Below are 16,489 nucleotides of genomic sequence, written 5' to 3'. Positions count from 1 at the left end.
TCATTTTTATCCTTACGATACGAAGCAACACGATAATATTCGTATTTTGATATTTAAAAATTCGTCACTAAAGGGATATTGCCGCATTTGTAACCATCCCCTAAAATAGGTGTATTCCGATTTAGAGTTCTTCCGTTTAAACTAAGTAAAACGGAGAACGATGATGAAAAAATCACGCTACACAGAATCGCAGATCGTTAAGATTTTGAAGGAAGTTGAAGCAGGCCGAAAAGTATCGGATGCTTGTCGTGAGTACGGTATTTCAGATGCCACGTATTATAACTGGAAGTCTAAATACGGCGACATGGATAGCTCTGACATTAAGCGATTGAAAGAGCTTGAAGAGGAGAACCGTCGATTAAAACAGATGTATGCCGATTTGAGTCTGGATCACTCCATCCTTAAAGACGTTATTGAAAAAAAGCTGTAAAGCCATCGGTTCGCCGTGAATTGGTTGATTATGTGAAATACAAACATAACGTCAGCCAGCGCAGAGCGTGCCGAGTTGTTGGCATTAGCGATTCAGTTTATCGATATCAGCCAGATCTACATCGAGACGATGAGATCATTGATGTGCTTCAAAAAGCAGTTGAACGTTATCCTGCATATGGATTTAGCAAGTTATTTAAGACTCTAAAACGATGGGATTACAAATGGAACCATAAGCGAGTCCATCGCGTATATCGTTTGTTAAACCTGAATATGCGACGACGTGGTAAGAAGCGGCTTCCAACGCGTTACCCTATGCCACTGTGCGTGCCAGACCATGCAAATGAATGTTGGTCTATGGATTTTATGAGCGACTCTTTGCAGTGTGGAAGACGTTTTCGTACGTTTAACCTTTTAGATGATTTTAATCGTGAAGCATTGGCAGTAGAAATCGACTTGAGTTTACCGACGGTTCGTATACTTCGCGTACTTGATCGAGTTGTCGCATGGCGTGGGCATCCACAAAAGATAAGAATGGATAACGGGCCTGAATTTATCTCGCTAAAACTGGCTGAATGGGCGGAGAACAATCAGATTGAGCTGGAGTTTATCAAACCAGGAAAGCCCACTCAGAATTCTTATATTGAGCGTTTTAATAGAACCTATCGTGATGCCATTTTGAATATGTACGTGTTTAAGACGTTAAATGAAGTTCGCGAATTAACAGAAACTTGGGTAAAAGAGTATAACCATGAGCGACCACATGACTCACTGGAAGATCTTACCCCATGGGAGTATTTGGCTAAATCACAACGAAAGGAAGACTCTAATTTCGAGTGCCACTAATTGAGGGATGTTTACAGGGTCTACACCGTCCCTAACGAGTTTTATTTCCAATTAATTTATCTCCACTCTAAACATGGAACCCCTTTTCTCTGGGCATCCTACCGAATTCGTAACTAAATTAAACACATATCAACACTATGATACTGATAATTATGGAGTTAATCATGCTCAAAATAACCAATCTTCAACAACTATCTACCCTCCCAGTCACTACCACCCTACAAAAACAAGTCAAAGCCATACTCACCGAACCATTTTATAATGAAACGGAAAACCAACAAGCTTGGGATGAACTGCAATGTGAACTCTGGTTTCTCACCTCATTTAATGACCGATCCAGCCTTAATCCATTTGTTTTGACTTACCTGAAGATTACAAAAGCAACTCTAGATATGATGCTTGTGACACACGAGATTTACCAATACAGCTCAACATAAGCAATCGATCTCACCAGTCTAAAATAGGAACCACTTTTCGGAAATTCAGAAACGGAAATGTATTGTGCTAGACAGCTTTAGAAGCGGCGTTATAGTTGCAATAAATGCGCCTGAAAGATACTATTATCAATAGTATTAATCTATTGCCATTGATAATAAAATAATCCTAGGGATAAGAATGTGGGTATTTGATTTTAAAGCAGATATACAATTACACAACCTGCATACCAATGAATATTGCAGGCTCGACAATACCGAAAGTAAACTGCTTACCCTATTACTTATTCATCAGAATAAGATTGTGACCAAAACTGAAATCTTTGCATACATTTGGCCAAACAAAATTGTTTCCGAAGCCAGTATCACGCAAGCAATAAAGAAGTTAAGGCTCTCATTAAGTGACTGCGCTCGAGAACAAATTATCATAAGAACCATACCTAAATTAGGTTATGCCTTAATGCCAAACAATGTTAAATTTGTAACAGATGAGGCCATAGATATGCACAATGTGATAATATCATCTTCAATAAATTGGTCAGCCGTAATCTGCTCTACTTCTCTATTCCTCCTAAATATCATATTTTTCTATTTTTTGTTTGTACCTTCTAACAGTACTAAAACTGTAAGGTTAGAATCATTTACCATAAAGAGTAACAGCTTCCAAGTTAAGAAAAATGATCGAGCAAGTAGGCTGTTGGTCGAGGCCATCGCCCAAGACAATCATAGGAACTTTTGCAACTCCATTTAGATTTGGACGAACCGTAGCAACCAGTATGTCACTTTCAGAAACTAACTGTCTTGCACGACTAGGTGCAGAACTAGCCACTACCTCCTGAACTTCACTAAATACAACTTTCTTAGAATCTTTATCAACAGAGCTCAAGTCAATGTAATGAATTAACTCCTCACCACCATCTTTAACGGGATTCCACTTATCAACCTTTAAAAGAAGGTTTTTTAATGGACGAGTAGTTACACTCATAACATCCCCTCCAACTCATTTAGGTCAGCCAGAATCTCATTCTCAAGTGTTTTCAGCTTACCAAGAATCACCTTAGGATCTTCGTACACCTCTTCCTCGTAAACCACTTCTTTGTAGCGGTTAATAGAAAGGTCGTACTTTTGCGCTTTGATGTCTTCAGCTGAAACCATAAAGGCTTTTTGGGTTTTGTCGCCAAACTCGGTAGTTAGCGCTTCTATGTCGTTGGCTTGGTATAGCTCGCTGTAACGCTTCCACTTTGCCAGAGCTTCTGGAATATCATTATCTTTGATTGGGTTACGCTTATCATCCAGTGAGTAGCCGTCTGCCTGCATGTCATAGAACATGACATTGTCGGTGCTACCGCCTTTGGTGAAGATAAGAATACCAGTCGATACCCCAGCGTACGGCTTAAATACACCACTTGGTAGCGAAATCATGGCTTCTAGTTGGTTATTGTCAATCAGCTCTTGACGTAAGTCTTTATGCGCCTTTGAACTGCCAAACAAGACACCATCAGGCACGATGGTTGCGCTGCGGCCACCAAGCTTAAGCATGCGCAAGATTAACGCCACGAATAGCAGCTCGGTTTTCTTAGTTTTCACCATTGAAAGCACTTGTGGATTTACCGACTGCTCATCTAGGCTGCCTTTAAACGGTGGGTTAGCTAGAATTTTGTCGAAGAAATTCTCTTCTTGAGCTTTGCCAGAGAAGTTTTTGTTCAAGCTGTCTTGGTATGTGATGTTGGCAGAGCTTACACCGTGTAGCAGCATATTCATTGCCGAAACGCGTAGCATGGTGGTGTCGAAGTCAAAACCCCAGAACATTTTATTATTAATGTGGTCTTGGTATTCGTGTAGCATGTCACCGGTGTACACGTTGTTGCCGTCTTCATCCTGGTAAATGCTTTCTGGGTTAGTATGAGTACGCGTTAGGTATTCCATCGTGCGAGAAAGGAAGCCCGCTGTACCACACGCAGGGTCACAAATCACATCTGTTGGTTGCACATCCAGCATTTCAACCATCATATCGATGATATGACGAGGCGTACGGAATTGTCCGTTAATGCCAGCAGAAGAGAGCTTACTCAGTAGATATTCGTAGATATCACCTTTAACATCACTCTGCTCGAGCGGAAGCTTATCAACCATCTCAACAGCAGATAGCAGTACCGATTCACTGCGGATCTCCACATCGGCATCAGCCATAAACTGCGCAATGTCTGAACCGTTTAGCTCGATATCAGAAAAGTGAGGAAATACGTTGTTACGCAGGTGAGGAAGCAGTTCTGCACCCGACATGTTTTTGAAGTTTTGCCAACGTAGTAACTGACCTTCAGGCGTTTCCGGAAACTGGCGATTAAACGGTTTACCTGTACGTTTAGCCTTTTTCTCTGCCGTAGTTTCTTGCATATCTAACATACGAGAGAACATTAAGTAACTGATCTGTTCAATCACCACCAACGGGTTGGTTACCCCACCCGTCCAAAATTTTTCCCACAGACCATCGATATCGTTACGTAATTGACCAGTTAGCATAATGCACTCTTCTTTTAGTGACTGTTAACTTTGCAAACAACAAAGTTAAGAGGTATAGATTATGAGATTTTATAATGATTAAGGGAGTTCGTAACCTTACAAACTCCCTTTTCGATGTTTTAAATGACCGTTTGGTTAATGTGGCATCAAAAATGGCTGCATTAACGCTTCAAGCTCGTCCGCTTTTGTATCAGTGAAGATATCTAAGCCTTCGCCATCGGTTAGGCGCTCAAACGGCCCCTCGTATAAATCTGCGACTTTGATACGCCCGTTCTGACAAATAAAGCGTTTCAATTGATTCAAAAACTGCACTTGCTTGTAGCTAAGTTGGTTGTTTTGAATGAAATCGGTAAAGCGTTGATTGACTAGGTCGGCGTCTAAGCCTACCAACTGGACCAACGTTTGGCTCAGTTCTTGTGACGTTCTGCCGTAAAATGCGTTCAAGGCATTCGCATCAACACCGGGGTGCTGCGTTAAAATGGTTGAAGCCAGCGATTTTAGCTCATCTTCTGTCACGGCTTGGTTGTTATGAATCTTCTGTAATACTGGATTATCAGCGAGCATTTTATCGAGAATGTCTTTCAATCGCTTACGATAAACCATAGCTTCTGTTTCATCACCGATAACCACCATACGGTCACTTTCACGAACCTCGCCATCTTGAGCTGTGGTTGTTTGAATATTCTCATAGGGAGACAGTTCTTTCTTTTTGAATTTCATGATCCCCCGCAGTTTGGTACGTGTGTTCTCAAGCTGCTCTAGTGTAATGTCTTGCCAGTATTTCTGGGTTTGCACTCTTGCGATTTCATCGCCTTGTTTACGCACTTCTGTAATGGTCACCGCAAGGTTTTGTAAACGAGAGATGTAGTCTGCTTTTAGGTTCTCGATGTCACTACTGCCTGATAACTGCGCGCTTTGGATCTGCGAGGTTAAGCGATCCAGCATTGAGGCGTCTTTATCTTTTAATGTGCGATTTCCCATGAGCGGTGCAATTGTGGTTTCCAGTAGATGTCTAGTGGAGCCATTCATTTGAAGTAACTGGTCAGTTTCTTGGAGTTGTTTTACGTTTCTCAACTCTCGGCGAACGGCGATTGCGCCTTCTGGTAGGTCACAAATATCCGCTTTCATCTGCGCACAAGCAAGCTCAAAGGCTTTAACGTCGGCACGCTTTTGCGCTTCATCGGCAAGTTGTAAGCGTGCTTCAAAGACGGTTTGCAGCAGTGAACGGCTAACGCCAGTGTCTGCTTCTACATACTCTTCTTCAAAATATTCAAAGTTGCCATAGTGGTCGAAAATCAAGAACTCTTCTTTGTCTTTATTTGGGCCAAACAGATCTGGACAAAGCCTTGTACCACGCCCAATCATCTGCCAGAACTTCACCCAAGATTTCACAGGGCGAGCAAACACAAGGTTGACCACTTCTGGTACATCGATACCGGTATCCATCATGTCGACGGAAATGGCGATGCGGAAATCGTTATCTGGCTTTTTAAACTCGTCAATTCGAGCTTCTGGTCGATCGACGGCATTGTGGATCACCTTACAGACTTTACTGCCGTATTGTGGATACAGATCTTCACAGAAGAGTTTCTCAAGTTGTTCAGCATGCGCTTGGTTTTGCGCAAAGATGATGGTTTTCCCCACTAGCGACTTAGTGGCATCTTTAATGCCATTTTCCATCAAGTTCTCTAGGATGGCGCTGTCGGTTTCGACACTGAAAATCTTCCTGCCAATGTCTTTACCTTTAATGGTGGTATTTTGCGCCTCTTCTTCTCCGAGATCTTCTTCAAGCTGCGCCTGTTGTTCTGGAGTGAGTTTGCTGTAGTGGATACCATCACGTAAGAACTCGGTAGTGAACTCTTTTACTCTGAATGGGTTGAGGAAACGTGGCTCATGCGAGATAGCTTCTGCTAGGTCGAAGTTAAAGGTTGGGTCGCCATTTTCACAGCCAAACAAGTCATAAGTGTTACGAGCAATGAACTTCACTGGTGTTGCAGTTAAACCGACCTGCATTGCATCAAAGTAGTCGAAAATGTCACGATAGCGGTTATAGATACTCCGGTGTGATTCATCGGCAATGATCAAATCAAAGAAGCCTACATCCAATTGTGAGAATCGGTTCATCATACCTGGGTAAGTCGAAACGAATACACGAGCTGACTGGTCGACTTGGTTTTTCTCTCCGATGACACAACGCGGTTCACTTGGTAAAAAGTCTTTAAACGCTCCATCGGCTTGACGGCGCAGTTCCTTACGGTCACACAAGAATAGTACGCGCTTAACCCAGCGAGAACGAAGTAGTAACTCAACTAATGCAATGGATACACGAGTTTTACCCGTTCCTGTTGCTTGAACAATCAATGCCTTACGGCGCTGATTTTGGAATTGATTGGTCACCGATTTGATCGCCTCAATCTGATAAGGTCGACCTGCGATGTCAGCGCTAGGGTTGAGTTGTTCTAAGTTTGGATCTTTATGTAAATGCTGGTATTGCAAAAACTTCAGGCTATCTTTGGAATAGAAGCCAAACACCTGACGATAGGTGTTGTATTGCTTGGTATCCCAAATGCAAATCTCATAGCCATTGGTATAAAACACAATCGGCTCTGGACAGTTATGTTGCTTTGCTAGACCCTCAGCATAATAGCGAGCTTGCTCTCTGCCTTTTTGCATATGTTCACGCGAACGTTTCGCTTCGACGACGGCAAGTGGCGTGCCGTCGTCGTCCCAAAGAACATAATCGACATACCCTACTCCCGAGTTTGTCGGTTGGTGCTCGACTTCAACTTCAATGCCTACTTTTTCTGGATCGTTAATATCCCAACCCGCCTGAGCCAGTAATGTATCAATTAACAACTGGCGAGTTTTATTTTCATCCCATTGAAGGCTGTTCGCCGTTTGTTGACTACGCGATTTCGCCAGTGCTTTTGCTTGCTTCAGTTGTTCAGCCGTTAGCTCGACCTGACTTTCTGCTGCTTGTCGCTTCTGGCGCTCGCGCTCTAATTCATCAAACAGTGCTTGTTGCTTCTGTCCGTTCTCTTCAATAACTTTATCAAGTTGCTTTTGCGTTAGAGAGTTTGAGGTAGGTGCCTCTGGGTATACAAGCTCCTTGAGATCGGATACTTGAAAGCCGTAATAGTTAATCGCAAGGTATTGAGATAAAGAGTGAGCTGTACCCAGTGCGGCATAAGCTTTACGCGTAGAACCGTCACCACCATGTGCCGTGTCATTTCCTTCTACTCGCAAGAAATGAAGCTGATCTCGAAGGCGCGATTCAGTGACATCAATAAAAGCATCGTTCTTCAGCAGTTCCATAAAGCTTGCTTGCGGAAGCCTTGCTAAACCATCAATGGCATAAATCTCTTTGGTCACTTCTTCGGCAAAGCCACGCAATCGCGTTATGGAACTGCCAGGATCTAAATGTAAGATCTGTTCAGCTAAGTGCCCTAAATTTGCCAGTTTTTCGTTATGTTCACGAATGAGTTCGAAGTTTAAAGATGTCGTCATACGCTTGTACTACTCCAAATTAGAATTGCATACCTTATACCAAATATCAGTAACTATTTCGATGATCTGGTATGCAATTAAGATGTGTCTGAGCTTCAATCGATGAACTTAATGGAGAATAATATTGAACACTCATAGAGTTTTGTTCTTTCACCTTTACCGACAATGTATATCTCTCTTCTATATAGGCGTAAGAAACATACCGTTCTCTAACGTAGAGTCTTCATACACATGAAGTTCATCTAACAACGTTTGCCAATCAATGTCTTCATATTTTTCTGGGCACCCGCCTTTATTGAAAGTTATTTGCGAATGCGCTACATCATCCCAGGTCGCAATTGCTTGCTTCTGCTGTGGTATTTCAACATAACCTCCATGACTACCCTTGATATAAAGATAAAAAGAATCTTCCCTTTTACCTATATAAAATGGAGGCTCTTCTAATAACTCAATCATTGTTTGAACATTATTTTTCATACATGGCATCAACGCTATTTTACTAAAAAAAGTAGCTGTTGTTGGGTTACCGTCAATGCTGCCTATCGAGTACTTTTTACCTGCTTTTATCTCAAACCCACCGACAGGGTGGACCTTGTAGGGCAATAGAAAGTCATAATTTTGCTGTAATCTATTTTTTAGGTGTTGTACATCGGTGTCTTTTGTTTTGTCAGGGTGCAATATATTCATGTCCTCTACCAACTTGATAGGTACATGAGAGAAATACAAATTGACCTCTTTGTATTTCCTACCTCTGTACTGACAATAAAAACCGATCGGAATACAAATTCCTTGTCTCATAATTAATCCTTTAAATTTAGATACTTACAAAAAACTCATATCTTATAGCAGATGCTAACAACGATTTCGGTGATCTGTGGTGCAATTACTACACTACTGTACCAAAGATAAACTAAGCCGCTTCAAGACGAGATATAATTGCTTCTAATGGCAGGTTTTTATCTCGTATCAAATTTACAACAGCTTCGATGTCTTGTTCTCGATTTAATGACAACGCTTGGTTGATATCATCAATCAAGTTAAGCGCCTGGGCTTTAGATAGGTTGCGTAACAAACTGACTCGATTATTTGTAGATATTGCCATTAACTCGCCCGCAGAGTCTTTGCTTGACTGAGTTCGCATGCTCATGGTCTCAGGTGTGTTGTTAAGGCTTGTATCATATGGCTGTGCTTTTTCATCAATCTTAACCACATTGGTAGAGCGAAACTCTTCAATATCCTCTCCATTCATCACTGTTTCAACTGGTAACGGAACAATGCTTTTGGGTTGGTATTTGTTTTTGCTATCTAGCAGCTCTGCGTAATACGCAGCGGTTGGAAGCATAAAGTTAAGGTGACGCATTACCGTATCCTCAATTTCCTTCATTTCTTTACGTTTAAGGTAAACACCCGACTTACGGGTTTGCAATGCAAGAGCAACAGTATGCTTAACAGTCTCGACACGCGCTGGATTGATTCCTTCTACATTCTTGTGTTCTAACACCAGTCCTTCTTCTTGAGATGTCAGGGTTTCTACTCGCGTTCGTAATGACTTAACACAACCTTGAATTAGCTTGTTGTTCGACAATTGGAAAGGTAGACGTGGTTTCACCTTTTGCTCAGGTTCTGAAGATTCTTGCTTGCTTGCTCTGATCTCTCGCTTTACTTCCGCCATAAAGTTATTGATTGACTTGCAATCTGATGGCGTAGAACCAGTAAAGATAGGCTTTGGTACTCCATCAATTAACACTTTTAAATGGTTAGTTTGTGTTCTTTCGTAGCTAAATGGTGTTTCAGTACCTAACAGGTCATTAAGAAACTTGATTACACGTTTTTGATATTTGCTGTAGCTAGATTGTTTGCACATGATGGGATGCCTCTCGTTTATTCGTTGGTGAGAAGCATCTTAGGTGAGATTGTTAGGCTGTAGCGGTTTGTAAGCTTACTAAAATACGCAATAAACATACAAAGTCACCAAAACACTTTTAATTCAATATGGTTTTGGTACGTTGTAATTGTATGGCTAAAGGTGCAATACGAATCCAAAACGCCCAGAGTTTTCAATTACGTTATTTACTGAAAAATATATCATCGGTTCTAAGTCAAAGAACCATTCAGTGTTACAGTCCGAATTAACACAGGTTACTTTAAATGCTTTCGTTTCAGAGTGATGTATCTCGATTGTGGCAGCATGGACAATATCGAATAAAATTGGAAACTCTAGCTTTAGTTTGTATCTCCGAGTAAAGAGTTTTATTGCAAACTTTTTTAATTCCTCAAGACAATCAGCTTGAAAATAGCAGCCTACTGTTCCGCCAATTTTTCTTCCACTGAACCTGGTAGTCGACCACTAATGGGGGTTTTGTAATAAACACGCACTGTGCTCCATAATTTTTGATCAGCTCAGCTGTAACAGACGATCTCCCTTCGATAGTTAACCGCAATATACTTTAACCCTTGCAGTCTATGTATTACTGGCATTGATTTAATCCTGTCACGTTATAAATAGACATTACAGGTAATTCGTGATTATTCACTATATTATTATCTGTTCAGATACGAATTAAAATGGGATATCATCACTATCAAACATTGAAAAAACTTCTGTTTGGTTATTAATAACAACATTCTCGGGTTCTTTACCCCACGCTTTTCCACAACTTTTAATCTCAATTTGTGGGTCTAACACAGGAAACTGCTTTTTCATCGCTCTGTACATAGCGGCTTTAACTTGTGGGATATAATGATTCGCTTGAACCTCAGGCACTTCAAAAACAATCGCATCATAGTGAGGTACAAGAAGTTTAAATTGCTCACCACGTAACTCTCGCGCTAGTTCTATAATCGATAACTTAAACACGGAAGCTGCCGATGCTTGTATTGGAAAATTTTTAAACCAATTCTGCTCCCAATTGAGAATTGATGAATTCTTCACAACTTGTCCGTTAACGCTACGACGTAAGCCAGTACACGATGTAACATATCCTTGATGTGTACCTTGAGCCACCAATTCATTCTGGTATCTTCTTACATCAGGGTATCGAGCAAAGAAACAGCTAATATAGCCTTCCGCAATCACTTTAGTCACCCCAAGTTGAGTGGCGATTGTTGATGCACTCATACCATAAATTAGCCCCAACAAAATCATTTTACCTTGCTCACGAGTGATAGCTAGTGCGATGCCGAATTTCTCATACACATCACCAGTATTAAAATCGGATATAAGCTGTTGGTCACCACTTAGTGCAGCCAGCACACCGATTTCCATCTGTTTGTAATCACACTCAATGATGCTATTACCATGACCCGCTTTCAAAATATGACGGCTATCTTTAGGGAGATTCATCAAGTTAGGTGAACGCGATGTACAACGAGATGTGGATGTTCCTACAATTTGGTAATGCGGCTTTACATTTCTAGACAAAGCTAAAAGCTTTTGCACAATACGGGCTGCACGCTCTGTTTTTTCAATACCATGAAGATGCTCGAAGCTATAGTCACTACTACGAAGAGGCTTTGCTCCATGCCTCTCTAGTTGACTAATAAGTAACTCAGCCTCGTTCAGCGTAAACTTATCTGTTAGATAGTTGATTACGCTTTGCTTATCAATATCAAAAACCTTAAGGACACTTAACTTCTGTACATGTTTGTTTCTCGAACGCTCAAGGTTCGCTAACTCTTCTTTCAGATCGGGCTCGCGGATGTTCAAACCTTGCTCACTGAGAGCATGTAACGCTGTTGTAAACTTATGCTCGATATTGTTGTAATGTGACCACACATCCATATCTTGAAGTGTTTGGAAATAACGTCGAACGAGGTCAAAAATTGCTTTTTGATTTCTTTGAAAGCTTCCTTCTCCAATACTCTCTTCGAATAGTTGCTCCAGGGTCGGTTTAGATTTTTGAACCCCATATCGAGAGTGATTAAGTCCTAACAACGCCAGTTTTTCAATCACTTTTAAATCATAAACTTCGTTATATTTAGATAATATTTGACGAGTAATTTTTTTAGTTCTCAAACTCTCATAGAGATCGAAAATATATAGAGTCTGATTTTTCCAAGGCATATCTGCTACCAACCAGTGCGTGTTACCCGCACCATCAGCGACAACACCAGCCAAGTGACAAGGTGAATTCGAAAGAGAGCGAATATAACTAAATGCTCCTCCACTCGCGTTGTGCTTCTGTAATGCCTGATACGCAAAATGACCAATATTAGTGACTACATTACAATGCTTGCATTTCGCTCGCGTTCTCCCTTTTTGATTAATGTCAGTAAACGCACCATCTCTTCCACAGTGAGGGCAAATCCCCGCAAAGCCACTATGTTTAGAACAACAGCTTCCGCAATCGTTACAGATATAAAACTTTTTGTATGAACGGAGCTCATAAGGAGTACATGATTTTTGGTCATCACGACTATCAATATACTTTTGGCAGCCGATGCAATAAGAAATTTTTACGGACTCACCATAAGAGGCACAGGTTTCTGAACCACAATGCCAATATGTTGTACCCACCGCCAAATGACCGATTGAACCTTTGGCATGTTCTGCTATTTGCAATGGGTTATCACACTGTCGACATATCAGCTTTTCAAGAATTTCATTCCAGCGATTAATTGCGGATAACATACGTACAAAAGCGTCATGTTGATGAAGATGTTCTACTGTGATTCCAAACAACTGGTGAACCATTTTGTAAAAAGGGGCTCCAGTGAACGTAAGCTCTCGCGGTAAACTTACATATTGTCGTTGATTTGGTTTTCCTTTGAATGGATCTATATTTTCCATTCCATCAAACACACACATTGTACAGTCGTTTCGGCGGCACAAGGCTTTAGGCTCTTTTTCTTCAGTAACTGTGCCGTTGTCATCCTTTACTTTCGCAAACCACAACTTCCCTTCGCACACACTCCTTTTGCTAAATCTGGACCCAGACATTACCTGTTCTTTCTTTAACCATTGGCAGGCTGCAACAATCGAAAGTTCGATTCGGGTTCGAGACTTAGCATGGTGCTCAAACAACCCTTTTTGAAAGTCATCAAACAAAGCGGCAATGCGTTGAACTGACGCCCCTCCTTGTCTGAGTTTTTGTTCAAACAAAGAGATAAGAAGCTGTGATTCAAAGTAGTTATTTTCGACGGCACTAACTCGCAACAGAGATAACGTTTCTAATGAACTTACTTCCCCATGAACTTGCAAATATTCATTCAAATGTGGCTCGGCTACGTATTTTGCGTAGAGGGGCAAGTGTTCAAGAGGCAGCGCGTCACACAGTACTTCTTGCCCTTCAGCAAAGTTACCCAAGAACTCAGAGTAATTTTGACTAATAGCTTCACGAACAGGCTCATCTAAATGCTGAACGGCCAAATCAGCTCGCCAAGCCTGAATAAAGCAGCGAGACGACTCACTCTGAAAATTCACCAATAGCGTTCTAATTACTGATTTAAGTAGCGGCGAGAGATCACTATTATTAGACAACTTACAAAGTAACGTTGCTTTTACTTCATCTATATTTTTGAAGTATGCGTTAACTAAGGCTTGTAAATGTTCTTTTTCCAGCATTCGATTGAGATAAGCAATATCGCCTTTACTAACCACTACGTCATTAGACTCAATACGAGCAAACACATGCTGAAAAATCGATTCTGAATCACTGACTTCCGGCAAAGAGAGGAGATCAAGTAGCCGAGTCAAACTGACGTAGTTCGGAAAGTCCGCAATCAACTCTACTGGCAAATATTGAGCGACAATTTTCACTCTCTGATGATCAAGAACAGATACTAAATGTTCGAACTCTTTCTTGTTAGGGGTAAATGTCATCTCAGCACAAATTTGTCCGAGTATTTGAAATGAGAAAGAGCTAGCTAAGGCAGGATCAGCAATAACAGCCTTTCCAGCCAATGCCTTTATTTCAGCTGTTAAAATACCTTTCTTAATGCATATCTCGACTTGACCAGATACATCATCGAAATTATCAAACAATGTCTTCGCTGCACGAACTCGAATAGCAGAAGGTACTAAATAATCCCACTGTGTATTTATTAACTTCTCTTCAAATAGTTCTAATGTACGAATCTGACCACGATTTAGTTGATCGAGTATGATTGGAGCATGAAAATTTAGAACTGGACAGTGAGATAAAACCTGCAAAATTTGACGATCACTATCTGAATCGACCGTAATCATCTGACCAAGCTTGTCCCAAATGGCTCTCTCCGCCATCTTGATAAGCTTAGCATCACGTTTCACAAATTTAACAAGCTGAGTGTTGAGCGACGGTGAACAGACTTCACTCACAATACTATGTTTAAAATCCGCTTCAGAAATAACGGCAAACGCATCATTACGGTCGGAAACCAGCTTTGATTGAGTAAAGCAGACTATATATCTGCCGGGCTTTAAATCTTTAATCGTTGGCGCATGGTAATAGATTCGGCTAAATCCATTTTCAACAATAAAGTTAACGCCAGAATTGTTTTTGGTGCGTTGAAATACAACCGAGGTTGTTACATGGAACTTGTCATTCCAATCAAGAAAATGAGGACCCGACAGGATATTTTTCATCATTTACTCTGCTTATTCTGAAGCTGCTTAAGTGAAAGTCATTGAAATAGTTCAGTAAAGCGTAAGCTCTACTGTGAGGATAACCAATATCTATGTTTAATTGCTGAGTCGCCATGGCTACCAGTTCACCGCTTCCTATCCTTGAGGTAAATGTTAGCGATAAAGAAGCAACTGTACTGCTCACAATCTCAAATCATGTAGATGGATACGAAGTGTGCATTCTACACCAACAATAAAGTACAGCACCACTATTAAAAAATAAAAATAGCACATCACCAAAAATTAAAATTGGTCAGCACAAAAGCGTAAAATCAGAAAGTTATCATAAAAACAACCACTTAATGGTGAGCAAAACATTGTATAATCAATTTACTTTTAACAAAGCCAATAGTTCCTTTACAAAGCCATAAGCGCTTAATAATACAAGGACGCCACCCTTTAAAGTTAGATGTAACATATGTTATTTAAAGCAATTAGTCCCTTCTTTTCGGAAGTAGAGAAGATAAGCACTGATATGAAAAAGACGGTTCGTACTGCTCGTTACGTTCAAGAACAAACATCTTCTGCTCGTGTCGAAATTGGGGAAATTGAAGCTAAAATCGACTTAATTATTGCTGAAATTGATCTCACTGAAACATTACAGAAAATGTCATCAGAACAACTTGATTTTTTTTATAAAGCAGCTAATGAAGAAAGGCCCACTGTAATGAAAAGTACGAGCGAGTTAAATCGACAAAAATCCGAACTTGAACAACAACTAACTTTAAAACAGCGCTTTCTTCAGGAACAAACTGAAATAGCAGAGAATGACATCAAATAAGTAAGTTACTTAACAATCACTAAGCAACTGCCTCACTAGCGCTCTAGTCCATGTTTTACTATTTGGGCTCTCTCGCCCAAGTTCATTCAACTTTTCTGCAATTTGTTGATGGTATAAGCCCTTCTCATCCCAACGCTTAATCAGTTCAAACGAACTCATCCTATCAATGGATTTTGAATTGTTACTCGCTCGTGTGCGCACATCTAGCCGCGCATCGTTTTCAAGCTGTGCGCACACATCACCATCGATAGTCTCATTGGCTACTTTTTCGCGACATGCTTGCTTCACCCAACTTGAAAAGCTAACACTTTCTGGCTTCACGCCCTCTATCTCATCCACAAGTTCGTGTTCAAACCGGATGTTTTTCTTGATCGACTTTCTATTGGTGTTTGTATTCAAAATAATGATGATTTTTTGCATGGGCGCACACTTAGAATGAGTGACGGGGAAAGTGTGCGCACAAAGCCATAGGTTGTACGCACTGTTTGTTGGGGCATTAATGGATGATGGTTTTAATCGACGTGTCGATACGAGATTCAAGTGCAGCGAGGATCCAAATTGAGTCGCGAGCCGACGGATTATTTAAACATTGATGGAGCACACTAATCACACCATCTGCAACGTGGGAAGCAAACTGGTGCTCTCTTTGCTGCTTAGTCGGCATGAGCTTGGCTCTCTCACATATCAGTGCATAGACATCCTCTTTGAACTCGTCAATATCGCGATGAGTTAAGGTTTTAAATGATGAACGCTGCATCACATCAAAACACAGACTGGTGCAGTGAATGGCTAATGGTGAATACTTCATAACTGTCCTCCATTATTCAAAAATGCGGCAAATGCACTTCCATCTTGCCTTGTCAGGTTCGGAACATAACGGGAGTACACTCGAAACAGCATGGTAGTTGTCGTATGCCCCATTTGATTCGCAATCCATTCTGGTGATTCTCCAGAGGCCAGCAAGAGTGTGGCGAACGTATGCCGTGTTTGATAAGGGTTTCGGCTTCTCAATTTAGCTTTCTTAAGCGTCGGATACCAAACGGTCCGTGAAACGACGGCATAATTCAGAGGTTTACGTTTCGCATTGGTAAACACATATTTGTCTTTTAAATAAGCCGTTTTTTTGTGTATCTTTAAAGCCTCAACCACACTATCAGTCAGGTTGATCACTCGGTATGAGCCCTCCGTTTTTAATCCCGACAATTCCCCCCTAACTAAGCTTTGACGAACAGTGATGGTTTTGTTGGTCAAATCAACGTCATCCCACATCAACCCATCAATTTCACCTGTACGAAGACCTGTAAAAAATCGGGTAATGTAATAGCTGCGAAAATTATCAGGGACTTCGCTCAAGAAATGATTCACTTC

General features: G+C 40.9%; 12 protein-coding genes and 1 pseudogene. 4 read left to right on the top strand and 9 right to left on the bottom strand.

Annotated elements, in window-relative coordinates:
* Nucleotides 1-163 precede the first annotated feature (163 nt).
* The 3 genes and pseudogenes from FCV43_RS18635 (at nt 164) to FCV43_RS20880 (ending at nt 2,460) form a co-directional block, all read left to right on the top strand.
* A protein-coding gene (locus FCV43_RS18635) for an IS3 family transposase (protein WP_431188302.1) occupies nt 164-1,275 on the top strand; the annotation gives its coding sequence in 2 pieces (ribosomal slippage) (nt 164-416 and nt 416-1,275; 1,113 coding nt in all).
* Between the two features lie 164 nt (nt 1,276-1,439).
* A pseudogene (locus FCV43_RS18630) lies at nt 1,440-1,664 on the top strand (hypothetical protein); the annotation flags it as partial.
* A gap of 226 nt (nt 1,665-1,890) precedes the next feature.
* Nucleotides 1,891-2,460 (top strand): winged helix-turn-helix domain-containing protein, encoded by a 570-nt coding sequence (locus FCV43_RS20880; RefSeq protein WP_136996015.1) that lies wholly within the window; start codon nt 1,891-1,893, stop codon nt 2,458-2,460.
* On the opposite strand, the gene FCV43_RS20445 is transcribed toward FCV43_RS20880, so the two are convergent.
* The 6 genes from FCV43_RS20445 to FCV43_RS18600 all read right to left on the bottom strand — a co-directional run bounded on the left by FCV43_RS20445 (nt 2,347) and on the right by FCV43_RS18600 (nt 14,304).
* Nucleotides 2,347-2,694, bottom strand: a complete 348-nt coding sequence (locus FCV43_RS20445; RefSeq protein WP_170961694.1) for a hypothetical protein — start codon at nt 2,692-2,694, stop codon at nt 2,347-2,349. The two genes, FCV43_RS20880 and FCV43_RS20445, sit on opposite strands and share 114 nt — an antisense overlap.
* On the bottom strand, nt 2,691-4,229 hold the full coding sequence (locus FCV43_RS18620; protein WP_136996014.1) for a type I restriction-modification system subunit M: 1,539 nt from the start codon (nt 4,227-4,229) through the stop codon (nt 2,691-2,693). Before FCV43_RS18620 ends, FCV43_RS20445 begins: the two co-directional genes overlap by 4 nt.
* Before the next feature lie 135 nt (nt 4,230-4,364).
* Nucleotides 4,365-7,736, bottom strand: coding sequence for a DEAD/DEAH box helicase family protein (locus FCV43_RS18615; RefSeq protein WP_136996013.1), 3,372 nt, complete (start codon nt 7,734-7,736; stop codon nt 4,365-4,367).
* 180 nt (nt 7,737-7,916) lie between these two features.
* Entirely contained in the window at nt 7,917-8,534 is a 618-nt protein-coding gene (locus FCV43_RS18610; protein ID WP_136996012.1) for a hypothetical protein, read from the bottom strand.
* A gap of 112 nt (nt 8,535-8,646) precedes the next feature.
* Nucleotides 8,647-9,600, bottom strand: coding sequence for a hypothetical protein (locus FCV43_RS18605; RefSeq protein WP_136996011.1), 954 nt, complete (start codon nt 9,598-9,600; stop codon nt 8,647-8,649).
* Between the two features lie 696 nt (nt 9,601-10,296).
* Nucleotides 10,297-14,304, bottom strand: a complete 4,008-nt coding sequence (locus FCV43_RS18600) for a DNA polymerase (RefSeq protein WP_136996010.1) — start codon at nt 14,302-14,304, stop codon at nt 10,297-10,299.
* Between the two features lie 454 nt (nt 14,305-14,758).
* Between FCV43_RS18600 and FCV43_RS18595 the strand changes: the two genes are divergently transcribed.
* Nucleotides 14,759-15,121, top strand: a complete 363-nt coding sequence (locus FCV43_RS18595; protein WP_136996009.1) for a hypothetical protein — start codon at nt 14,759-14,761, stop codon at nt 15,119-15,121.
* 9 nt (nt 15,122-15,130) lie between these two features.
* Here the strand turns inward: FCV43_RS18595 and FCV43_RS20515 are convergent, their stop codons facing one another.
* The 3 genes from FCV43_RS20515 to FCV43_RS18580 all read right to left on the bottom strand — a co-directional run.
* Entirely contained in the window at nt 15,131-15,541 is a 411-nt protein-coding gene (locus FCV43_RS20515; protein WP_206380343.1) for a YlcI/YnfO family protein, read from the bottom strand.
* 76 nt (nt 15,542-15,617) lie between these two features.
* Nucleotides 15,618-15,929: a hypothetical protein gene (locus FCV43_RS18585; RefSeq protein WP_136996008.1), complete on the bottom strand. Its 312-nt coding sequence runs from the start codon at nt 15,927-15,929 to the stop codon at nt 15,618-15,620.
* A partial coding sequence (locus FCV43_RS18580) for a site-specific integrase (RefSeq protein WP_136996007.1) occupies nt 15,926-16,489 on the bottom strand: 564 nt, incomplete at its 5' end. The genes FCV43_RS18585 and FCV43_RS18580, both read right to left, overlap by 4 nt.

The organism is Vibrio genomosp. F6 (assembly GCF_005146325.1).
GTDB classification, from domain to species: domain Bacteria; phylum Pseudomonadota; class Gammaproteobacteria; order Enterobacterales; family Vibrionaceae; genus Vibrio; species Vibrio cortegadensis.
Note: the sequence above shows the minus strand (reverse complement) of the source record. Positions and strands in the feature narration are given on the sequence as shown.